Here is a 21,360-nt window from a genome sequence, read left to right as displayed (position 1 = left end):
GGACGCCGGTGGACAGTGGTGCGCATGTCTTCGTTCGTGTCCTTGTCGGATCCTCGTATCGCAGCCATGTCCGTCCGGGAATGCGGCGAACCGTTGGTGGACCTGCGGGAAACCGGCGCGATCCGGACAGACCCCAGGCTCGCCGACGAACGGGGCGCCTACGCGCACGTGCGGCTCAGCGTCGCGGACCGGCTCGTCGCGGCGCAATGCCAGCTCCCGCGCGGGCTGCGTCTGCTCGTCGTCGAGGGGTTCCGGCCGCGAGAGGTGCAGGAGCGCTACTTCGCGGACAGCAAGGCCCGGATCGCGCGAGCCAACCCCGGCCGGCCGTCCGAGCAGGTGGCAGCCGAAGCCGCCACCTATGTGTCACCGCCCGAAGTCGCGCCGCATGTCGCCGGGGGAGCGGTGGATCTCACGCTGTGCACCGTCGACGGCGTCGAGCTGCCGATGGGGACCGACGTGAACGCGACGCCGCCGGAGTACGGGACGGAATGCTTCACCGGATCCGCGCTGATCGGCCCCGAGGCGCGCGCCAACCGGGAAACGCTCATCGACGCGATGACCGCGACCGGATTCGTGAACTACCCGAGCGAATGGTGGCACTGGTCCTACGGCGACCGGTACTGGGCGTACGTCACCGGCGTGAAGCACGCCCGCTTCGGCCCGGCCGCTTTCCCGGTGTGAGCCTCGCCGCTCAACCCAGGCCGAGGTCCAGCCGGGCCAGCTCCCGCCGGGACCGTACGCCGAGTTTCGGGTACGCCCGGTACAGGTGATGCTCGACAGTACGCGGGCTGAGGAACAGCTGTGCGGCGATCTCCCGGCTCGTGCTGCCGTCCGCGGCCAGCCGGACCACCTGGAGTTCCTGCGACGTAAGACGATCCAGCGGGTTCTCCGCGGCGGGTTCGGCCATCGGGCCGGAGTCGCCGGTGGCCCCGAGTTCGATCCTGGCCCGGTCGGCCCACGGTTTCGCGTGCAGCCGGGAGAAGACATCCAGTGCCGAGCGCAGCGGAACGCGGGCGTCGCTACGGCGTTTGGCTCGGCGCAGCCATTCGCCGTAGCGCAGTTCGGTGCGCGCCCGTTCGAAAGGCCGTTCGTCGAACGAGTGCGATTCCAGCGCTCGCAGGTAATGCGGCTCGTCGTCGTCCAGCATGGCGCGGCAGCGTGCCGCCACCGCCTTGGCCCACGCCTGATCGCCCGCCTCCGCCCACGCCTCGAACCGGCGAAAGGCGGGCTCCGCCCTGCTCGGATCGCCAAGGCGTACCGCCGCCTCCAACTGGTCGGGGGCCGCCGCGATCGCCACCGTCGTATATCCGAGCGGACCGCGCTGCAAGGTCTCCAATCGGTCCAAAGTGGACTCGTAGCGGCCGAGCCCGAGGTCGAGCAACGCGAGTGCCACCAGGCTCGCCGCGCCACCCGCGTCCGGCGGCACCTCCGCCAGCTCCCGGCAGCGCCGTTCGTCCCCTTCGATCGCCGCCACCCGCGCCACCACGGCGTTCAGCCGGGGGAGCCGCCGGTGCGATCCGGTGTCCCGGGAGATCCGTACCGCTTCGGCGACCGACGCGGCCGCGTCCCGGTGCAGTCCAGCCGAAACCTGCGCCCCCGCGAGGTCTTGCAGCACCTGAGGGAGCAGACCGATCAGTCCTTCGCGACGGCAGCGAGCCACTTCGGAGAGCGCGAGTTCCCTCGTCACAGTGTCATCGCCGAGGATCATCGCGCAGTAGGTCCTGCCGGGATCGGTGCCCGGCGCGTGCGCGACGTACTCGGCCAGCAGCGGCAACCCGGCCGCGAAGTCGTCGTCCACCAGCACGGCCATGCCCTTGACCACCGGGTCGCCGCCGTCCAGCGCGTCGTTCGCGGCGCGCACGGTCTCCCGGTCGCCGGAGGACCACGCGTACCGGGCGCCGGTGCGCGCCATCGCCACCGCATCGGACGACTCGGCGGACCGTGCGTGCTCGACGAGAAGGCGGGCGGCCGCGCGGCCGTCTCCCAGTTCGAACTCCGTGGCCGCCTCCACCTGCGCCAGCAAGGCGCGTGCCTTGGTGTCCTCGGTCAGCGGTGCCGCCTGCCGGACCAGCTCGGCGGCCTGCTTCCCGTGCCCGGCGGCGAGTGCCAGGGACGCGGCCTCTCCCAGCCGCGCCGCTCGCATCCCGGCCTCGGCGGTGAGTCGCGCGGCCTGCCGGTACAACCCGGCGGCCGCGGTGAACGCCGTGCGCGCCCGCGCGCGTTCGGCCGAGCGCACGATCTCCGCGGCGACCCGCTCGTCGGGTGCGGTGGTGGCGGCGGCGAGATGCCGGACCCGGCAGTCGGCGTCCGAAGTGGACTCGGCGAGCGCCTGGTGCACCGCGATCCGGCGGGCGAGGACGGCACCCTGGTAGGCGGCCGTGCCGATCAGCGGATGCCGGAAGGTGACCGTACCCCCGGTGACCTCCAGTAGCCGCGCGGTCTCGGCCTGTTCCAGGTCGGCGAGGCCGACTCCCAGCGTTTCGGCTGCCCCGAGCAGCGTCGGAAGGTGCCCGCGTCCCTCGGCCGCGGCGATGAGCATCATCAGCCGGGTCCGCGACGGCAACGCGCTGATCTGCGCGCGGAAGCCCGCCAGCACGCGGTCGGCCACCGGCAGCGGTCCGGCTGCCGCGTCGGGTTCCCGTTGCGAGGCCGCGAATTCGAGCAGTGCCAGCGGATTGCCCGCCGATTCCGCGAGCACCCTCGCCGGTGACGGCGGTGCCAGCCCTCGTTCGGCCAGGAGCCGCGCGGCGTCGTCCGGGTCGAGCCGGGCCGGGCGCAGTTCCGGCAGATCCGCCGCGGCGAAACCGGTCTCCCTCGCCCCGAACACCATCGCGACGCGATCCGCGGCCAGCCGCCGGGCGGCGAACAACAAGGCGTCCGCTGTCGCGCGATCCAGCCACTGCGCGTCGTCGACAAGGCACAGCACCGGACCGTCGTCGGCGACGTCGGCGAGCAGGGTGAGTACGGCGAGCCCGGTCAAGAACCGGTCCTGGCCGCTGGTGCGGCCCGAGTCCAGCACCGCATGCAACGCTTCGGCCTGAGGGCCGGGCAGTGCGGAGATCCGGTCCTGTACCGGCCACAGCAACTGGACCAGGCCGCCGAACGCCAGATCGGCTTCGGCTTCGATTCCCTTGACCCACAGCACGCGCAGCCCGGAGGCGGCTTCGGCCGCCCAGCCCAGTAACGCGGATTTCCCGATACCCGCCTCGCCGCGCAGTACCAGCGCGCCGCTGCGGCCGGCGCGAGCCGCGGAAAGCAGCGTTTCGATCGCCGCCTGCTCGCCGGCCCTGCCGTACAACACACCGGCCTCCGTAACCGTGAGTGAGGTACGGACGCCGAATCCCAGTACCCCGGTACCGAAACCTTACCGATTCGGGAACAGCCCGCCCGGATCAAGCTTCCGGGTATGAACGAGTTGCTGGCCCCGGTCTCCGCGGGCACCCTGTCCCTCCCGAACCGCCTGGCGATGGCGCCGATGACCCGCAGCCGCGCGAAGGGCGGCCACGTCACCGGGCTGACCGCCGAGTACTACGCGCAGCGCGCCGCCGCCGGGCTGATCATCACCGAAGGCACACAACCCTGCGTCATCGGCCAGGGCTACATCGACACGCCCGGCCTGCACACCCCGGAGCATGCCGCCGCGTGGCGCGCGGTCACCGAGGCCGTGCACGAGCGCGGGGGCCGGATCTTCGTCCAGCTGATGCACTCCGGCCGGATCGGGCACCCCTCGCTCTACCCGGACGGCAGCCTGCCACTGGCCCCGACGGCGATCCCGTCGGGCGAAAAGCTGTACACCCCGGACGGCCTGCTCGACCACCCGCGACCGCGGGAAATGACGTTGGCGGACATCGCGCGTTCCGTGGACGAGTTCACCGCCGCCGCGCGGCTCGCGATGGAGGCCGGATTCGACGGCGTCGAACTGCACGGAGCCAGCGGCTACCTGATCCACCAATTCCTCGCCGACAACACCAACCGGCGCACCGACGCCTATGGCGGCCCGATCGAGAACCGCATCCGGTTCGCGGTGGAGGTGGCGCGGGCGGTCGCCGACGCGATCGGCCCGGAGCGCACCGGCATCCGGCTGTCACCCGGCTCCACTCTCAACGGCACCCGGGAGAGCGACACCGAAGACCTCTACCCCGCCCTCGTCCGCGCGCTCGGTCCGGCAGGGCTGGCTTACGTGCACGTCTCGGAGTTCGGCACGCGGGACATCACCAAGCTCATCCGCGCCGAATGGCCGGGCACCCTCATCCTCAACCCGCACCCGGCAGGCCCGGAACCGGCGACCGTGGCGGACGGCGTGGACGCGTTGCGAGAAGGGGTCGCCGACGTGATCAGCCTCGGCAGGCTGTGGCTCGCCAATCCGGACCTGCCCGCCCGGATCGCCGCCGGCGGTCCGTTCGCCGACGCCGATCCCGCGACCTTCTACGGCGGCGACCACCGCGGATACACCGACTACCCGACCATGGCCGCGCGATGAGCGTGCCGGTACGCGCCGGGATTCCGGGGCCGTGGCTGGCTTTGCTGGCCGGTCCGTTGTCGTTCGGCATCGCCGGGCCGTCGTTGATCCTGCCCGACGCGGCCGCGGCGCTGGGCACCGGAATTCCGGTGGTGACGTGGATCGTGACGGCGTTCGGCTGGGGGATCGCCGTCGGCACGCCGCTGCTCGGCGGGCTGCAGAACCATCGCGGGGTCCGGACGGCGGTGCTCACCTGCGCCGCGCTGGTGCTGGCGGGTGCCGTCGCGGTGGCGACCGTTCCGTGGTTGCCGGTGCTGGTCGCCGGCAGTGCCTCGCAGGGGCTCGGCACCGCCGGATTCACCACGATGGCCATGACCCTGGCCGGGTCGGCGCGAGCGATGGGCCTGGTCACCTCTTCGCTGGCGGTCGTCGGCTCGACGTCGCCGTTGATCGGTGATCTGATCGGCGGCGCGTTCGGCTGGCAACTCGCGCTGGCGCTTCCCGCGCTCGGCCTCCTCGCCGTGCCCGCGGTACTGCGAACGGCGCCCGCGACGCCGGTCGCGCCGTCACGCTTCGACCCGATCGGCGCGATCCTGGTGACCGCGCTGGTCACCGCGTTGGTGTTCGTACCGCACGTGTGGCTTCCCGCGGGCGGCGCGGTCGTCGTCGTAGCGGTTCTGCTGGCCGGGCACCTGAGGGCGCGGCCGGACGGGTTCGTGCCCGCCGCGCTCCTGCGCACCCCGGTGTTCCTCGTCGCGGCAGGGCTCGCGTTCGCGCTCGCGGTGGCCAACTTCGGGTTGATGTACGTGCTGCCGCCGCGGCTGACCGGGGAATCCGGCTGGACCAGCGGCGAAGTCGGACTCGCCATCCTGTGGCCGCTGTTGTTCGGCGGGCTGGTGTCCTATGTGGTCATCGCGGCGACGGCGAAAACGTCGTTCCGGACGGTGGCGGTGCTGTTCCCGGCACTCGCCGCCCTCGCGCTGGTGCTGGCGGGGGTGAGCGTTTCCCCCGTCGCGTTGCTGATCGCACAGGCACTCGCTTCGCTCGCGGCGGCCTCGGGCCAGGGTGTCTTCGCCGTGCGCGCCGGAGCCGCCGCCGGAGCGCACCGGGCGGCGGGAATGGGCCTGTTCAACCTCGCCTACCTGCTGGGGGCCGCCTTCGGCCCCGCGATCGCCGCACTCCTCTGAAACCAGCCGTGGGGCCGGTCATGGCGACAAGGCAGCCGCGTGTGGTCGACCGGCCTCCGGCTTGGCGTGGGGCGTCTCTTGGCCGCCACGGGCTCGCCGGCGTCGCACCTCCGACCTTTAGTCTGCGGTGGTGCCTGAAGCCTCCGAACTCGACGAGCGCGTCCCGCCGAAACGCGTGCTCGGCCTCGCGGTGCCCGCGCTCGGCGTCCTCGCCGCCGAACCGCTGTACGTCCTGGTGGACACGGCCGTCGTCGGCCACCTCGGTGCGCTGCCGCTGGCCGGGCTCGCCGTCGGCGGTGTCGTGCTGTCGCAGGTTTCGAGCCAGCTGACGTTCCTGTCGTACGGCACCACGTCGCGGACCGCGCGGCTGCACGGCGCGGGCCGCCGTGGCGACGCTGTCCGCGAAGGTGTCCAGGCGACCTGGCTGGCGGTGATCGTCGGGCTGGTCGTGATCGTCGCCGGGCAGCTGCTGGCCGCGCCGATCGCCCGGGTGCTTTCCGGCGACGCCGCGATCACCGACGCCGCCGTCTCCTGGCTGCGGATCGCGCTGTTCGGGACGCCGTTCATCCTGATCACGATGGCGGGCAACGGCTGGATGCGCGGCGTCCAGGATTCCGCGAAGCCGTTGCGCTATGTGCTGGCGGGCAACGGGATCTCCGCCGTGCTGTGCCCGGTGCTGGTGTACGGCGCGGACTGGGGGCTGGAAGGGTCGGCGATCGCGAACGTCGTCGCGCAGGTGATCTCGGCGTCGCTGTTCATCGCGGCCCTGGTGCGGGAACGGGTCCCGCTGCGCCCGGAACCGAAGGTGATGCGTGCCCAGCTCGGCCTCGGCCGGGACCTGGTGCTCCGAAGCCTCGCCTTCCAGGCGTGTTTCGTCTCCGCCGCCGCGGTCGCCGCGCGGACGTCCACCGAGGCCGTCGGCGCGCACCAGGTCGTGCTGCAGCTGTGGACCTTCCTCGCGCTGGTGCTGGATTCACTCGCGATCGCCGCGCAGTCGCTCGTGGGTGCCGCCCTCGGCGCCGGGGCGAGTGAACGGGCCCGCGGGCTGTCGCGGCAGATCACCGGCTACGGCCTGGTGTTCGGCTGCTTCCTCGGCGTCGTGTTCGCGTCGGTGGCCGGAGTTCTGCCGCAGGTGTTCACTTCGGACGCGGCCGTGCTCGGCCAGATCCCGCACGCGTGGTGGTTCTTCGTCGCGCTGCAACCGATCGCCGGGGTGGTGTTCGCGCTGGACGGTGTCCTGCTCGGCGCCGGGGATGCCGCCTTCCTGCGCAACGCGACCCTGCTGAGCGCGGCGCTGGGGTTCCTGCCGCTGATCTGGCTGTCGCTCGCGTTCGGCTGGGGGCTGGCCGGGATCTGGACCGGGCTCTCGCTGTTCATGCTGCTGCGGCTGGCGACCCTGCTGGTGCGGTGGCGGTCGGGGCAGTGGGCCGTCGAGGGCGCCGTCCGCGCGGCCTGACCTTCCCCCGCGTTTAGTCCTCTGAATGCGGTACTTGCGTGTGCAACTACCGCATTCAGAGGACTAAACGCGGGGGTGGAGCGCCCCTTGACACCGGCAGCCGGGTGAACTGCGGCGTTGTGGCGAAAAGCACCCGGGTAACGGCTATGTTTCGTCATTGCTTACGCGCTACAACTATATGAGGCGGCAGTGCGGGCGTCTCTTCGCCCGAACCGTGCTCAAGGAGGAAATACTGTGACAGGCCGAGCCACCCGCCGGTCCTGGTTCATCTGGTTCGCCGCCGTCACCGTCTATCTCCTCGCCGTCTTCCATCGCACCTCGTTCGGCGTCGCCGGGCTCCAGGCCGCCGACCGCTTCGGTGTCGGCGCGGCCGCGCTCGGCACGTTCACCGTCCTGCAGGTCGGCGTCTACGCCGCGATGCAGATCCCCACCGGCGTCCTCGTCGACCGCTACGGCCCACGACGGGTGCTCACCGGCGCCGTGTTCTTCCTCGGACTCGGCCAGATCCTGCTCGCGGTCGCCGATTCCTACCCGCTCGGCCTGCTCGCCCGCGCCGTCGTCGGCTTCGGTGACGCGCTGACCTTCGTGAGCATCCTGCGGCTGATCGCCGCGCATTTCCCCGGCCGCCAGTACGCCCTGCTCGCCGCGCTGACCGGGGCGATCGGTTACGTCGGCAATCTCGCCGCGACCCTCCCGCTGGGCCTGCTGCTCGACGGCCCCGGCTGGACCTCGACGTTCCTCACCGTCGGCCTGGTGACGGCGCTGTACACCGCCGTCGTCGCCCTCCGCGTCGAAGACACCCCGCGCGGCGTGCCGGAGCCCGTGCGCGAAAAGGTCCATCCGAAGGTGCTGGGCCGCCAGGTCGCCGACGCGTGGCGCACCCCGGGGACCCGGCTGGGCTTCTGGGTCCACTTCAGCACGATGTTCGCCCCCAACGTGCTGACCATGCTGTGGGGTGTCCCGTTCCTGGTGCAGGGCCAGGGATATCCGAAGGCCACCGCGAGTTCGCTGCTGATCGTGTTCGTGTTCGGCTCGATGATCGGCGGACCGGTGATCGGCGGGCTGATCGGACGGCGCCCGTCGCTGCGGATGCCGCTCGTCGGCGGGTACATCGGCGGCGCCGCGGTGATGTGGGCGGTCCTGCTCGGCTGGGGCGGCACGATCCCGGTCGCGGTCCTGGTCCCCGTGTTCGCCTTCCTGTCCCTCGGCGGCCCGGCGTCGATGATCGGTTTCGCGCTGGCGCGGGACTACAACCCACTCTCGCGCGTCGGCACCGCGACCGGTGTGGTGAACGTCGGCGGATTCGTGGCCACGACGATCTCGGCGCTCGCGGTCGGCGTGCTGCTGGAGTGGACGGGCGGCACGTTCCGCCTGGCGCTGCTGTCGGTGATCGCGGTGCTCGCGTTCGGCACCTTCCGGATGCTCGTGTGGTGGCGGCGCACCCGCGCCGTGCTGTTCGAGGCCGAGGCGCGAGGCGAGGCGATCCCGGTGCAGATCCGGCGCCGCCGTTGGGACGCCGAAGTGCCGATGCCCGTCTCGTCCTAGGCGAAGGCCCGAAAGATAGGGTTCGGCCCGTGTCGCGCCCCAATCAGGCTCAAGCCAAGAAACGTCCCGCTCCGCCGCCCGGTCTCGTCATCGTCGACAAACCGTCCGGGATGACCTCCCACGACGTCGTCGCCAGGGCGCGGCGCTTCATGGGCACCCGCAAGGTCGGGCACGCCGGCACCCTCGACCCGATGGCCACCGGCGTCCTCGTGCTCGGCATCGAACGCGCGACGAAACTCCTCGGCCACCTGGCGCTGGACCGCAAGACCTACCTCGCGACCCTCTCCTTGGGACTGTCCACCACGACCGATGACGCCGAGGGCGAGCCGATCGCCGAAGCCGCGCCGGACGTCGTCGAGAAGATCACCGACGAAGCGATCGCGGCCGGGATCGCCGCGCTGACCGGCGACATCCAGCAGGTGCCGAGCGCGGTCAGCGCGGTCAAGATCGACGGCAAACGCGCGTACGCCCGCGTTCGCGCCGGCGAAGAGGTCGTCATCCCGCCGCGGCCGGTCACCGTGCACCGCTTCGACCTGCTCGCCACGCGCCGCGAGGCGAGCCGGATCGAACTCGACGCCGTCGTCGAATGTTCGTCGGGGACCTACGTCCGCGCGTTGGCCCGCGATCTCGGCGCCGGGCTCGGTGTCGGCGGGCATCTGCTCGCGTTGCGCCGCACCACGGTGGGGCCGTTCACCCTCGCCAAGGCCCGTACCCTCGACCAGCTCGAGGACAAGCCGGAACTGACACTGGACCTCGACGCCGCCGTCGCCGCCGCGTTCCCGCGCCGCGATCTGGACGTCCGCATGGCACAGGCGGTCCGATATGGACAGAGGGTGCCCGCGGCCGGGATCGAGGGCACGTACGGGATGTTCGGACCGGACGGCCGGGTGCTCGCGCTCGCCGCGGACGAAGGCGAACTGGCCCGGTCGGTGGTCGTGTTGCTGCCCGCCTAGGTAGGAGAACTCGTGAGTGGTAAAGACGGTTCTAACCGTCTTTACCACTCACGAGTCAGGGGCCGCTTGGGCGCGAAGCCCGCGAGCGTGCCGCACAGGGCACGGCCTAGGGTGGTGCACGGAGCGGGCCTGAGGAGACGGGGCTAGAAGTGCAGCGTTGGCGTGGTTTGGGTGACCTCCCCGGGAGCTGGGGACGGTGTGTGGTGACGATCGGCGTCTTCGACGGCGTGCACCGCGGTCATCAGGAGCTGATTTCGAGGACGGTCCGCGCCGCCGCCGAACGCGGCGTGCCGAGCGTGGTGCTGACCTTCGATCCCCATCCGTCGGAGGTGATCCGGCCGGGCAGTCATCCGGCGCAGCTGACCACGTTGCGCCGCAAGGCGGAACTGGTCGAGGGCCTGGGGGTGGACGTCTTCTGCGTGCTGCCGTTCACGCTGGAACTGTCGCGGCTGACGGCGCACGAGTTCGTGCACGAGGTGCTGGTGGACAAGCTGCACGCGGCCGCGGTGATCGTGGGGGAGAACTTCACCTTCGGCGCGAAGGCGGCCGGTGACGTCGAACTCCTCCGCACGCTGGGGAAGCGGTTCGGTTTCGTGGCGCAGGGCGCGGAACTGCAAGGGCTGCTCGCCCAGGAGCAGGCGGACAACGACATCACCTTCTCCTCGACCTACGTCCGCTCGTGCATCGACGCCGGAGACGTCGTCGCCGCGTCCGAAGCGCTCGGCAGGCCGCACCGGCTGGAGGGCATCGTCGTCCGGGGCGACGGCCGGGGGCACGATCTCGGGTACCCGACGGCGAACCTTTCGACGCCGCGGTTCGCGGCGGTGCCCGCCGACGGGGTCTACAGCGCCTGGTTCACCCGTTCGTCGGATCCCGGCCGACGGCTGCGTGCCGCCGTGTCGGTCGGCACCAACCCGACCTTCTCGGGGCGGGAACGCACCGTCGAGGCCTTCGTCCTCGACATCGACGAGGATTTCTACGGGCAGCACGTCGCGCTTGATTTCGTCACCAAGCTGCGGGATCAGGTCCGGTTCCCGACGTCGGAGGGGCTGGTGGCGCAGATCGACGAGGACGTCGCCCGTACCAGGGAACTGCTCGGCGGGCAGGACTGACCGGTTCCGGCCTTGGCCGGATGACAATCGACAAACACACCCGCTCACGTGCGTTCCGGTGGCAAGATGTCACGGACCGCGCATGGCGTTCGATGGGGTTAAGGGGAGCGGACCAGGTGGAGGACCACAAGATCGTCCAGCGGAACATCGCGCTGCAGAAGGAGTGGTACGGGGAGCCGCTCGGCGATCGCGTGCGGAGACTGGTCGTCGCCTTCGACATCTCCCAGGCCTTCCTCGCCGAGGTCCTCGGCATCAGCGCGCCCATGCTCAGCCAGGTGATGAGCGGGCGCCGCGCGAAGATCGGGAATCCGGTCGTCCTCGCCAAGATGATCATGCTGGAGCGCAAGGTGCTGGTCCCGGCGGTCGCCGCGGGGGACCGCAAGGCCATGCAGGAGGCCCTTGAGGACGTCCGCGATTCGCGGCCGACGGTGGGCAGGGACAGCATCCCGGTCGGTGCCGTCGCCGACGACCAGGGTGTGCTCGTTGCGCTGCGGGACATCGGTGAGGACGAAGACCTCACCGAAGCCGCGAAGCTGCTCGACGAAGACTTCCCGTCGCTGGCGGACCTGCTGCGCCGCGCCGCGCGGAACGGTTCCTGACGTGACTCGCGTGCTTCGCGACGTGACTCGCGTGCTTGGAGGCGGAACTCACGAGTTCCGCCTCCAAGCACGCGAGTCACGGGTTTGAGCACGCGAGTCACGTGCCTATGACGATCTTCAGCGCGTTGATCCCGCCCGACGAGGTCCTCGACCAGGTAGCCGCCGCGCTCGGCACGCCCGAAGACGGCGATTTCCGCTGGTCGGTGCGAGAGGACTGGCATATCACCCTCGGTTTCCACGGCCAGGACGATCCGGCCGAACGAGGCGACTGGCTCGCCGGGCGGCTGGCCGGCGCGGGGCCGATCGACCTCCGGCTGGAAAAGGCCGCGACATTCCCCGGGGTGCTGTGGTTGAGTGTGTACGGAACCGGGCTCCACGAGCTGGCCGTGAAGGCCGGCGCGGAGAGTGAAGGCAGGCCGTACGTGGCCCACCTGACACTGGCCCGCTTCCCCCGCGACCGGCCGCGAGCCGCGAGCGCGTGGGAGGAGCGGCTGGCCGGGTTCACCAGTGAGACCTGGACGGCGACCGAGGCCGTTCTGATGAGCAGTGACCGTGAACAGGGCGTTTCGCGCTACCGGGTGATCCGGTCGTACGCGTTGGACCACGCCCGCGCCTGAAGCCGCTGATCACGAGGCTGGTAGCCTTGACGATCGGGTCCGGCTGCAGTCCGTGGCGGCCGTGACCGTCTCACCCGGCGTGAAGACATCGTCCGGGCCGCACGGCACAGATATCTAGGAGCACCACTGTGGCTTTGTCCACCGAAGAGAAGAAGTCGATCCTTGCCGAGTACGGCGTGCACGACTCGGACACCGGATCCCCCGAGGCCCAGGTCGCACTGCTGACCAAGCGCATCGTCGGCCTCACCGAGCACCTCAAGGCTCACAAGCACGACCACCACTCCCGTCGCGGGCTTCTGCTGCTGGTCGGCCGCCGCCGCCGGCTGCTGAACTACGTGATGAAGGTGGACATCGAGCGTTACCGTGCGCTGATCCAGCGTCTCGGCCTCCGCCGATAGCTTGAACCCGAGGGGGAGTGACCACATCGGTCGCTCCCCCTCGGTCTAAGAACACAGGCGCGAGCGCGCACGAGGTACCGTCCGCCGGTCCTCGGTAGTGGTTCCCGGGCAACGGCCCGGGGGCTTCGATCGAAGACCGGCCTCACTCCTCGAGCGTCCGCAGGCGAAACAGGTCCCAGGGTGGGAGACTCGCGCCGTTACAGAGGATCAAAAGAGGAGATACACCCTATGACCGACTCCACCGGAGTCACCGTGCACGAAACCGAAGCCGTGATCGACAACGGCCGTTTCGGCACTCGCACCGTCCGCTTCGAGACCGGCCGTCTGGCCCGTCAGGCCGCCGGTTCCGTCGTCGCGTACCTGGACGAAGAGACCATGCTGCTCTCGGCGACCACCGCGTCGAAGCACCCGAAGGAGCACTTCGACTTCTTCCCGCTGACCGTGGACGTCGAGGAGCGCATGTACGCCGCGGGCCGCATCCCCGGCGCGTTCTTCCGTCGTGAGGGCCGCCCGTCGACCGACGCGATCCTCACCGCCCGCCTGATCGACCGCCCGCTGCGCCCGTCGTTCACCGACGGCCTGCGCAACGAGATCCAGGTCGTCATCACCGTCCAGAGCCTCAACCCGGACGACCCGTACGACGTGCTCGCGATCAACGCCGCTTCGGCGTCGACCCAGATCGCCGGTCTGCCGTTCTCCGGTCCGATCGGCGGCGTCCGCGTCGCGCTGATCGAGGACCAGTGGGTCGCGTTCCCGACCTGGAAGCAGCTGGAGCAGGCCACCTTCAACATGGTGGTCGCCGGCCGCATCGTCGGTGACGACGTCGCCATCATGATGGTCGAGGCCGAGGGCACCGAGCAGACCCTCGACCTGATCGCCGCCGGCGGCAAGGCGCCGGACGAGGTCTCGGTCGCCGAGGGCCTCGAAGCCTCGAAGCCGTTCATCAAGGTGCTGTGCGAGGCGCAGCAACAGCTCGCCGAAGTCGCCGCGAAGCCGACCGGCGAGTTCCCGGTCTACCTCGCCTACGAGCAGGACGCGTTCGACGCCGTCGCCGCCATCGCGACCGACGACCTCGCGAACGCCCTGACCATCGCGGGCAAGCAGGACCGCGACAACGCGACCGACCAGGTCAAGGCCGCGGTGCTGGAGAAGGTCGGCCTCGGCGAGGGCGAAGCCTTCCAGGGCCGTGAGAAGGAGATCGGCGCGGCGTTCAAGGCCCTGTCGAAGAAGATCATGCGCAAGCGCGTCCTCACGGACAAGATCCGCATGGACGGCCGCGGCCTGACCGACATCCGCTCGCTCGCCGCCGAGGTCGCCGTGATCCCGCGGGCGCACGGTTCCGCGCTGTTCGAGCGCGGTGAGACCCAGATCCTGGGCGTCACCACGCTGAACATGCTCCGCATGGAGCAGCAGATCGACTCGCTCTCCCCGGAGACCACGAAGCGGTACCTGCACCACTACAACTTCCCGCCGTTCTCCACCGGCGAGACCGGCCGCGTCGGTTCGCCGAAGCGGCGCGAGATCGGCCACGGCATGCTCGCCGAGCGCGCCCTCGTGCCGGTCCTGCCGAAGCGGGACGAGTTCCCGTACGCGATCCGCCAGGTCTCCGAGGCGCTGGGCTCCAACGGCTCCACCTCGATGGGCTCGGTCTGCGCCTCGACCATGGGTCTGCTGAACGCGGGTGTCCCGCTGAAGGCGCCGGTCGCCGGCATCGCCATGGGCCTCATCTCCGACGAGGTCGACGGCGAGACCCGCTACGTCGCGCTGACCGACATCCTCGGTGCCGAGGACGCCATGGGCGACATGGACTTCAAGGTCGCCGGCACCAAGGACATCATCACCGCGCTGCAGCTGGACACGAAGCTCGACGGCATCCCGTCGGAGGTCCTCGCGGCCGCGCTGAAGCAGGCGAAGGACGCCCGCCTCACCATCCTGGAGGTCATCGCCGAGGCGATCGACGGCCCGGACGAGATGAGCCCGTTCGCCCCGCGCGTCACCAGCGTGAAGATCCCGGTGGACAAGATCGGCGAGGTCATCGGCCCGAAGGGCAAGATGATCAACTCGATCACCGAGGAGACCGGCGCCGACATCTCCATCGAGGACGACGGCACGATCTACGTGGGCGCGGCCGACGGCCCGTCGGCGGAGGCGGCGATCGACAAGATCAACGCCATCGCCAACCCGCAGCTGCCCAAGGTCGGTGAGCGCTTCCTCGGCACCGTGGTGAAGACGGCCGCGTTCGGCGCGTTCGTCTCGCTGCTGCCGGGCAAGGACGGCCTGGTGCACATCTCGAAGCTGGGCAACGGCAAGCGGATCGCCAAGGTCGAGGACGTGGTCAACGTGGGCGACAAGCTCCGCGTCGAGATCGCCGACATCGACAACCGCGGCAAGATCAGCCTGATCGTGGTCCAGGAAGAAGACTCGGCGGACGCCAAGGCCGCCGACGGCGACAAGGCCGAGGCTCCGAAGGCCGACGCCCAGTAATCCTGGCTAGACCGATGTGAAACGTCAGGAAAGGGTCGTTCAGGACAGTTTTCGTCCTGAACGACCCTTTCCTGACATGTGAGTAAGGAATCCGTTGGCTCGTCAGGTTCCCGGGCACGAACAGCCCGTCGGCAGCACCCGCACGCTGGAGTCCACTTCGGACGGTGCGGTGGTCAAGCGCAGTGTGCTGGCCGGTGGCCTCCGGGTCATCACCGAGCACGTCCCCGCCTCCCGTTCGGCGACGGTCGGGCTGTGGGTCGGGGTCGGATCGCGTGACGAGCCGTCGTCGGTCGAGGGCGCGGCGCACTACCTCGAACACCTGCTGTTCAAGGGCACCACGAACCGGGACGCCACCCAGATCGCCGAGGAGATCGACGCGGTCGGCGGGGAGTTCAACGCGTTCACCGCGAAGGAGCACACCTGCTACTACGCGCAGGTGCTCGACGAGGATCTGCCGCTCGCGATGGACCTCGTCACCGACGTCGTGTTCGAGGCCCTGTGCACGGACAAGGACGTCGAGACCGAGCGCAGTGTCGTGCTCGAAGAGATCTCGATGCGTGACGACGACCCCGAAGACCTGCTGCACGAGACGTTCGTCGGCGCGATCCTGGGCAACCACGCGCTGGGCCGCCCCGTGCTCGGCAGCGAGAAGTCCATCGTCGAGATGTCCGCTTCGGCGTTGCGCGGGTTCTACCGGCGCCGCTACACCCTGCCGCGGATGGTGCTCGCGGTCGCCGGGAACATCGAGCACACCCAGGTGCTTCGCTTGGTGCGCAAGGCTTTGCGGACCAGGCTGATCGGGACGGCGACGCCCGTGCCGCCGCGCGGCGGGCGGGCACGGATCGCGATGGCGCCGAAACTCGCGCTGCACACCGACGACACCGAGCAGGCGCATGTGATGCTCGGCCTGCGTTCGCTGTCGCGGCACGACGACCGCCGGTTCGCGCAGTCGGTGCTCAACGCCGCGCTCGGCGGCGGGATGAGCTCGCGCCTGTTCCAGGAGGTCCGGGAGAAGCGGGGGCTGGCGTACCAGGTGTACTCGTCCGTCGCGAGCTACGCCGACACAGGGCACATGGCCGTCTACGCGGGCTGCCAGCCCGAGAAGCTCGGCGAGGTCGCCGGGGTGATCCGCGAGGTGCTCGAACTCGTCGGCAAGGACGGGCTGAGCGAAGCCGAGGTCGCGCGGGCGAAGGGCCAGTTGCGGGGCGGGCTCGTGCTCGGCCTCGAGGACACCTCGTCGCGGATGTCGCGCATCGGCAAGAACGAACTGAACTACGGCCGCTACCTCGGCGTCGACGACACGGTGGCGCGGATCGACGCCGTCACCACCGACGAGGTCTGTGCGCTCGCTCGCACTCTGCTCGCCCGTCCTGGTGGCGTCTCGGCGGCGGCGGTGGTCGGGCCGTACGCTCACGCCGACGACCTTCCGGACGATCTGCACGAGGTGATCGCATCATGACCGCTGGAATTCGCGTCGGCGTGCTGGGCGCACGCGGCCGGATGGGCCAGGAAGTGGTCAACGCCGTCAACGGCGCCGACGACATGGAACTCGTCGCCGCGCTCGACGCCGGTGACGACTTCTCGGCGCTCAAGCAGGCTCAGGTCGTCGTCGACTTCACCCACCCCGAAGCGGTGATGGACAACCTCGAGTTCCTGACCGGCAATGGGATCCACGCCGTGGTCGGCACCACCGGGTTCAGCGAAGGGCGGCTGGAAAAGCTGCGCTCGTGGCTCGCGGCCGACCCGTCGCTCGGCGTGCTGATCGCGCCGAACTTCGCGCTCGGCGCGGTGCTGGCCATGCGGTTCGCCCAGCAGGCGGCGCGGTTCTACAACTCGGCCGAGGTCATCGAGCTGCACCACAACCGCAAGGCCGACGCGCCTTCCGGCACCGCCGCGCACACCGCGCGGCTGATCGGCGAAGCCCGCGCGGAAGCCGGTCTCACGCCGGGCGAAGACGCGACGACGTCCGAAGTGGACGGTGCCCGCGGCGCACTCGTCGACGACGTCCGCGTGCACTCGGTCCGGCTGCCCGGACTGGTGGCGCACGAGGAGATCCTGTTCGGCGGCGAGGGGGAGACCCTGACCATCCGGCACGATTCCCTGCACCGCACGTCGTTCATGCCGGGTGTGCTGCTCGGCGTGCGTTCGGTGCTCACGCGGCCCGGCCTCACGGTCGGTCTCGAGAACATCCTCGACCTGTGAGGGCCCGCAACTTCGCGCTGGTGATGACGGCGGCGCTCGCCGTTTACGTCGTCCTGCTGGCGGGCCGGGGCATCGCGCTGGTGCGCACCGGGGAGACGGTGCCGGTGCTCTTCGGCGTCGGGGTCCTGCTGCTGCCGCTGCTCGGGATCTGGATCATCGTGACCACCTGGCGTTCCGGCGTCCAGATCCAGCGGCTTTCGCGGCGGCTGGACGAGGAAGGCGGCCTGCCCGACGTCTCCGATCTGCCCCGGCGGCCTTCGGGCCGGGTGGATCGCGACGCCGCCGATGCCTGGTTCGACGAACGCCGCGCCGAAGTCGAGGCCGACCAGGAGAACTGGCGCGTCTGGTACCGGCTGGCGTACGCGTACGAGATCGCCGGCGACCGGAAGCGCGCCCGCGCCACGATGCGGCGCGCCGTCGAACTCGAAGCCGCTTCCCGCAACTAGTCACCTGATTGCGGGGGCCGGTGGCCTGGGCTGTCCCGTGTCCATGAAGGATTTGGGACGTTGAGTGTCCCAAATCCTTCACAGACAACCCTGTGCCAGCGGGCTCCTCACCTTCGCGCAGGTCAGCAATGGGTAGACATGGGTGTGTCCGCTTCAACCCGTCTTGCCACTCGCGACCACCTGGACCGTCGTGCCGCCGCAGCGTCTCTCTTGCAAGGCGTGAAGGTCGAGTTTCTTCGGCTGAGTAGGCAAGGAGGCCTTCACGGACCTGACCCGGGATCAACCGCAGCTACGCGCAATTAGTCCTCTGAATGCGCAGGCTCGATTCCGAGGACGGGCAGGCATTCGCGAACGGCGACCAGTTCGATGTCGGTGACGCCGTTCGAGGCGTGGTTGTCGAAGAAGGCGTCGCTGGTCGACTCGCGGGCTCCGATCCCCTCGAAGGCAAGATGCAGCACTGCCTGCCGCATCTCCTTGCCCAGGCCGCGGCCACGCAGGTCCGGACTGAGCCAGGAGAACGTGGTGACCGTGCCGAACGTGGCGAAGTCGGTGCCGATCAGATCCTGCATGCCCACCGGCTCCCCGTCGACGACCACGACGAAGTACAGCCGCCACTGGCTCTCGCTCACCCGGCCCCGGCCCAGCCAGATGCCGCGTAGCCGGCGCCATTCGCGCTCCGGGCTTGTCTTCGTAGAGCGAGGCCGGATCGTCGAACGGCCACGGGGTTCGGTGACCACGCCCTTGCGGACCGTCGGAATCAACCGCTCCAGGTGGATACGCGGACGAAGTCGGCACGGGCGAAGACACTAGGGGGCGGCCGCCATGGCGCGCATCACAATATCGGTGCTCAGTAGTGGAACCAGCCCGCGAACAGGGCGGGGGAGGCGGCCAGCAGGCTGAACCGCAGCCAGCGGCCGAGGAAACCGGTGGCCAGAAACGTCGCCAGCGGCATCCGCACCAGCCCCGCGAGGACACTCGTGGCCATGTACGGCGGCAGGCCGACGACCGAGCTCACCCCGTACGTGCCCGCCATCCAATGCGGATGCCGATGGCACCGTTCGCGCAGTGCGTCGAGCCGGGCGCGCATCTTCTTGGTGCGCGCCCGCCATCTTTCCCGGCGCGGGGTGGGCGGCCGCTCCCGGTGCAGGCGGTCGTGCAGCGGTTTCGGGAGTTTGATCGTGCCCTTCGCGGCGAGGTAGTAGAGCGTCTTCCCGCCCACTTGACCGGCCGCGACGATGGCGCCGAGCAGCAGCCACGGCATCGTCGGCTGGCTCGCGCACAGGCCGATGAGGAACATCTCGATGCTGACGACGGGGAGGATCGCGGAACCGAAGGCGACGCCGAACGACAGGAGCAACCAGCCCACCATCGTTGCCTCCCCGTTATCTTCGTTCTCTCCAAGCTATCAGCTGAAAACCAGGACGCACTGGGGCCAGCCCCCGTTCCCGGCTTCCGGGCCGCACCAGAAGATCACCTGTTCGTCGGCTCTCGGCCACCTGCCGCTGCCATGCTGGAGCCGTGGCCGACGTGCACGACGCGGTCCGCGGAAAGGGTTTCGCGGATCGCTTCGCCGACTTCTGCGCGGCCGTGGTGCGGCGCCTCCCCTTCGGGCTTTCCCGGCTGGTGGCGCCGAGTTTCCTCGGTTTCGCGCTCATCAACGGGTTCACCTTCGGGGTCGACCTGATCCTGCTGACCCTGCTTCGCGGCTGGCTCGGCCTGCCGGTGTGGCTGGCGATCACGCTCGCGTACGCGACGGCGTTCGGGCTGAGTTTCGTGCTGAACCGCAGCATGAACTTCCGCTCGCACGCGCCCGTCGGCAGGCAGGCGGTGCTGTACGTCATCGCGATCGTCATCAACTACGTGGCGTTCCTGCTCGGCGTCGGGGCCGGGCTGGCCGCGCTGGGCGTCGACTACCGCCTCTCCCGGCTCATCGCCGGGGCGTGCGAAGGCGTCTTCATGTACTCGGTGATGCGCTGGGTCGTGTTCGCGAAGTCAGGGAGTGAGCTCGAGCTCGAGGCCTCCGGTGAGCCGGACTTCGCGCACGTTCGTGCTTCCGGTGTCGAGGATGCGGACGGTTCCGTCGGGCGACCAGCCCGCGCGGCGGAAGAAGCCCAGTGACGCGTGATCGGTCTGGGCGACCCAGCTGATCCCGCGCGTGGCGCCGTCCTCGCGCAGCCAGGCGGACGCGTTCGCCAGCAGCCGTCCCGCGTGCCCGCGCCGTCCCCACCGCGGCTCGACCAGCAGCGAGGCGATGAGCGCCGTCGTCGAAGCGTCGTCTGGCAGCGAACCGTCGGCGGTGGCCACCTCGCTCTCCGGAGCGCGGCCGGCGACGCAGAAGCCGACAGTGAACTCGCCTTCGGTGGCGAGGAAGACGCGCGTGCCCGGGTACTCGATCGTTTCGGCCCAGGTCTTCTCGAGCTCCTCGATGTCGAGCCCGGCGACAGCCGCTTCGCCGAGCAACTCCGTGTAGGCGCTTCGCCAGGTGTCGCGTTGGATGCGCGCGATTTCGGGGGCGTCGGACACGACTGCTGGGCGGACTTCGGCGGCGGCCATGCTGCGCAGATTAGCGGTGCGGCCGAAAACTGTCGGTGGTGGATGGCAGCATGCGAACGATGAGCACTACGACCATCAGCGGGCCGGTCGCGCGCCGGATCGCGCTGGCCGCACAGGGGTTCGCCGAGGCACGTCCGGGCGGAGCGGTGACAAGGCGACATCTGCAGCGCGTGCTGTCCCGAATCCAGTTGCTGCAACTGGATTCGGTGAACGTCGCGGTCCGCGCGCACTACATGCCGCTGTTCTCCCGGCTCGGCGCGTACGACTCCGCGCTGGTGGACGACGCGGCCTGGTCCCATTCCGCGCGCAAACCCCGGCTGCTGGTCGAATCCTGGGCGCACGAGGCGAGCCTGCTGCCGGTGGCGGACTGGCCGCTCCTGCGGTCAGGGGCGAAACGCATGGGCTGGTGGACGAACTACGCCCGGGTACTGGAGCAGACGCCCCAACTGGTTGACGACATCCTCACCGTCGTCAAGGAACACGGACCGATCGGCGCGGGCGGTATCGAGCGTGCGCTGGAGAGCGACTCGGGTCGCGGCAAACCCGGTTCGTGGTGGGAGCGGTCGGAAGTCAAGAAGGCCTGCGAGTGGCTCTTCGGCATGGGGCAGCTGACCACCGGCACGCGCCGGTCGTTCGAGCGGCTGTACGACCTGACCGAACGCGTCGTCCCCCCGGAGATCCTGTCGCGGACCGTGAGCCCGGAGGAAGGCGCCCGCGAACTGATCACACGCGCGGCCGTCGCGCTGGGCATCGGCACCGAACCGGATCTGCGGGACTACTACCGGCTGGGCCCCGACGTCAGTAAGCGGGCGGTGGCGGAACTGGTCGAGGAGGGTGTGCTGGAACCGGTGACCGTGGACGGCTGGCCCGCCCCGGCGTACCGGCACTTCGCGGCGAAGGCGCCGCGGTCGGTCACCGGCCGGGCCCTGCTGTCGCCGTTCGACCCGCTGATCTGGGAACGCGCCCGCACCGAGCGCATCTTCGACTTCTTCTACCGCATCGAGATCTACGTGCCCGAGCCGAAGCGGATCTACGGGTACTACGTGTTCCCGTTCCTGCTCGACGGCGAACTCGTCGGCCGGGTCGACCTCAAGGCCGACCGTGCCGCCGGGGTGCTTCGCGTCCAGGGCGCCTTCGCCGAGCCTGGGGTGGATGTCGCGCGGGTCGCCAGTGAGCTGGCCGGCGAGCTGCGGCTGATGGCGGAATGGCAGGGGCTGGACGGGGTCGCGGTGGGGGAGCGGGGCGATCTCGCTCCGGTGCTTTCGCGCCTCGTGCGCTGAAGTGACCGAGCTCGTTGATGAAGGATTCGAGACACTCAACGTCCCAAATCCTTCATCGACGGCCGATTC

Annotated in this window: 19 protein-coding genes and 1 pseudogene; 16 read left to right on the top strand and 4 right to left on the bottom strand. The window is 70.1% G+C overall.

Going from position 1 to position 21,360, the window contains the following annotated elements; genetic code table 11:
* The first annotated feature begins 24 nt into the window (after window positions 1-24).
* Entirely contained in the window at window positions 25-681 is a 657-nt protein-coding gene (locus AC069H_RS41045; protein WP_478227337.1) for a M15 family metallopeptidase, read from the top strand.
* A gap of 10 nt (window positions 682-691) precedes the next feature.
* Here AC069H_RS41045 and AC069H_RS41040 read toward each other — a convergent pair whose 3' ends face one another.
* Complete coding sequence (locus AC069H_RS41040; RefSeq protein WP_478227336.1) at window positions 692-3,301, bottom strand: ATP-binding protein; 2,610 nt, start codon at window positions 3,299-3,301, stop codon at window positions 692-694.
* Between the two features lie 105 nt (window positions 3,302-3,406).
* On the opposite strand from AC069H_RS41040, the gene AC069H_RS41035 reads away from it, so the two are divergent.
* The 13 genes from AC069H_RS41035 to AC069H_RS40975 all read left to right on the top strand — a co-directional run bounded on the left by AC069H_RS41035 (window position 3,407) and on the right by AC069H_RS40975 (window position 17,458).
* Window positions 3,407-4,480, top strand: a complete 1,074-nt coding sequence (locus AC069H_RS41035) for an alkene reductase (RefSeq protein WP_478227335.1) — start codon at window positions 3,407-3,409, stop codon at window positions 4,478-4,480.
* On the top strand, window positions 4,477-5,646 hold the full coding sequence (locus AC069H_RS41030) for an MFS transporter (protein WP_478227334.1): 1,170 nt from the start codon (window positions 4,477-4,479) through the stop codon (window positions 5,644-5,646). The genes AC069H_RS41035 and AC069H_RS41030 overlap by 4 nt, the downstream gene beginning before the upstream one ends.
* A gap of 127 nt (window positions 5,647-5,773) precedes the next feature.
* Complete coding sequence (locus AC069H_RS41025) at window positions 5,774-7,102, top strand: MATE family efflux transporter (protein WP_478227333.1); 1,329 nt, start codon at window positions 5,774-5,776, stop codon at window positions 7,100-7,102.
* Between the two features lie 234 nt (window positions 7,103-7,336).
* Window positions 7,337-8,647 (top strand): MFS transporter, encoded by a 1,311-nt coding sequence (locus tag AC069H_RS41020; RefSeq protein ID WP_478227332.1) that lies wholly within the window; start codon window positions 7,337-7,339, stop codon window positions 8,645-8,647.
* 29 nt (window positions 8,648-8,676) lie between these two features.
* Window positions 8,677-9,600, top strand: coding sequence for a tRNA pseudouridine(55) synthase TruB (gene truB / locus AC069H_RS41015; RefSeq protein WP_478227331.1), 924 nt, complete (start codon window positions 8,677-8,679; stop codon window positions 9,598-9,600).
* A 149-nt stretch (window positions 9,601-9,749) separates the two neighbouring features.
* Window positions 9,750-10,712, top strand: a complete 963-nt coding sequence (locus AC069H_RS41010) for a bifunctional riboflavin kinase/FAD synthetase (RefSeq protein WP_478227330.1) — start codon at window positions 9,750-9,752, stop codon at window positions 10,710-10,712.
* A gap of 116 nt (window positions 10,713-10,828) precedes the next feature.
* A complete protein-coding gene (locus AC069H_RS41005) occupies window positions 10,829-11,311 on the top strand; it encodes a helix-turn-helix domain-containing protein (protein WP_125675891.1) in 483 nt (160 codons plus the stop codon).
* A 107-nt stretch (window positions 11,312-11,418) separates the two neighbouring features.
* Window positions 11,419-11,928: an RNA 2',3'-cyclic phosphodiesterase gene (thpR, locus tag AC069H_RS41000; RefSeq protein ID WP_478235918.1), complete on the top strand. Its 510-nt coding sequence runs from the start codon at window positions 11,419-11,421 to the stop codon at window positions 11,926-11,928.
* Window positions 11,929-12,056: 128 nt separating this feature from the next.
* A complete protein-coding gene (gene rpsO, locus AC069H_RS40995; protein ID WP_003084034.1) occupies window positions 12,057-12,326 on the top strand; it encodes a 30S ribosomal protein S15 in 270 nt (89 codons plus the stop codon).
* A gap of 228 nt (window positions 12,327-12,554) precedes the next feature.
* The gene (locus tag AC069H_RS40990; protein ID WP_478227328.1) at window positions 12,555-14,810 is read left to right on the top strand and encodes a polyribonucleotide nucleotidyltransferase; all 2,256 of its coding nucleotides are present in this window, start codon (window positions 12,555-12,557) and stop codon (window positions 14,808-14,810) included.
* 94 nt (window positions 14,811-14,904) lie between these two features.
* Entirely contained in the window at window positions 14,905-16,269 is a 1,365-nt protein-coding gene (locus AC069H_RS40985) for a M16 family metallopeptidase (RefSeq protein WP_478235917.1), read from the top strand.
* Window positions 16,266-17,012 carry a 4-hydroxy-tetrahydrodipicolinate reductase gene (gene dapB, locus AC069H_RS40980; RefSeq protein ID WP_478235916.1) on the top strand — a complete coding sequence of 249 codons (747 nt, stop codon included), beginning with the start codon at window positions 16,266-16,268 and terminating at the stop codon, window positions 17,010-17,012. The genes AC069H_RS40985 and dapB overlap by 4 nt, the downstream gene beginning before the upstream one ends.
* Entirely contained in the window at window positions 17,009-17,458 is a 450-nt protein-coding gene (locus AC069H_RS40975; protein ID WP_340683973.1) for a tetratricopeptide repeat protein, read from the top strand. The genes dapB and AC069H_RS40975 overlap by 4 nt, the downstream gene beginning before the upstream one ends.
* 299 nt (window positions 17,459-17,757) lie before the next feature.
* Here AC069H_RS40975 and AC069H_RS40970 read toward each other — a convergent pair whose 3' ends face one another.
* Together AC069H_RS40970 and AC069H_RS40965 are read right to left on the bottom strand one after the other, a co-directional pair.
* Window positions 17,758-18,219 carry a GNAT family N-acetyltransferase gene (locus tag AC069H_RS40970; protein WP_478235915.1) on the bottom strand — a complete coding sequence of 154 codons (462 nt, stop codon included), beginning with the start codon at window positions 18,217-18,219 and terminating at the stop codon, window positions 17,758-17,760.
* An 86-nt stretch (window positions 18,220-18,305) separates the two neighbouring features.
* Complete coding sequence (locus tag AC069H_RS40965; RefSeq protein ID WP_219153473.1) at window positions 18,306-18,827, bottom strand: YqaA family protein; 522 nt, start codon at window positions 18,825-18,827, stop codon at window positions 18,306-18,308.
* A gap of 149 nt (window positions 18,828-18,976) precedes the next feature.
* Between AC069H_RS40965 and AC069H_RS40960 the strand changes: the two are divergent.
* Window positions 18,977-19,384, top strand: a pseudogene (locus tag AC069H_RS40960) (GtrA family protein); the annotation flags it as partial.
* A 66-nt stretch (window positions 19,385-19,450) separates the two neighbouring features.
* On the opposite strand, the gene AC069H_RS40955 reads toward AC069H_RS40960, so the two are convergent.
* Window positions 19,451-20,011 (bottom strand): N-acetyltransferase family protein, encoded by a 561-nt coding sequence (locus AC069H_RS40955; protein ID WP_478227323.1) that lies wholly within the window; start codon window positions 20,009-20,011, stop codon window positions 19,451-19,453.
* Between the two features lie 59 nt (window positions 20,012-20,070).
* Between AC069H_RS40955 and AC069H_RS40950 the strand changes: the two genes are divergently transcribed.
* The gene (locus AC069H_RS40950; RefSeq protein ID WP_478235914.1) at window positions 20,071-21,291 is read left to right on the top strand and encodes a winged helix-turn-helix domain-containing protein; all 1,221 of its coding nucleotides are present in this window, start codon (window positions 20,071-20,073) and stop codon (window positions 21,289-21,291) included.
* The last annotated feature ends 69 nt before the right edge of the window (window positions 21,292-21,360 follow it).

Source organism: Amycolatopsis sp. NPDC043887, from assembly GCF_056435665.1.
This window is presented reverse-complemented; position numbering and strand designations above follow the sequence as displayed.

Coding starts and splice junctions, on each gene's coding strand:
- AC069H_RS41045 (WP_478227337.1), top strand. CDS start 25: ATGTCTTCGTTCGTGTCCTTGTCGGATCCTCGTATCGCAGCCATGTCC.
- AC069H_RS41035 (WP_478227335.1), top strand. CDS start 3,407: ATGAACGAGTTGCTGGCCCCGGTCTCCGCGGGCACCCTGTCCCTCCCG.
- AC069H_RS41030 (WP_478227334.1), top strand. CDS start 4,477: ATGAGCGTGCCGGTACGCGCCGGGATTCCGGGGCCGTGGCTGGCTTTG.
- thpR (WP_478235918.1), top strand. CDS start 11,419: ATGACGATCTTCAGCGCGTTGATCCCGCCCGACGAGGTCCTCGACCAG.
- AC069H_RS40990 (WP_478227328.1), top strand. CDS start 12,555: ATGACCGACTCCACCGGAGTCACCGTGCACGAAACCGAAGCCGTGATC.
- dapB (WP_478235916.1), top strand. CDS start 16,266: ATGACCGCTGGAATTCGCGTCGGCGTGCTGGGCGCACGCGGCCGGATG.
- AC069H_RS40965 (WP_219153473.1), bottom strand. CDS start 18,827: ATGGTGGGCTGGTTGCTCCTGTCGTTCGGCGTCGCCTTCGGTTCCGCG.
- AC069H_RS40955 (WP_478227323.1), bottom strand. CDS start 20,011: ATGGCCGCCGCCGAAGTCCGCCCAGCAGTCGTGTCCGACGCCCCCGAA.
- AC069H_RS40950 (WP_478235914.1), top strand. CDS start 20,071: ATGAGCACTACGACCATCAGCGGGCCGGTCGCGCGCCGGATCGCGCTG.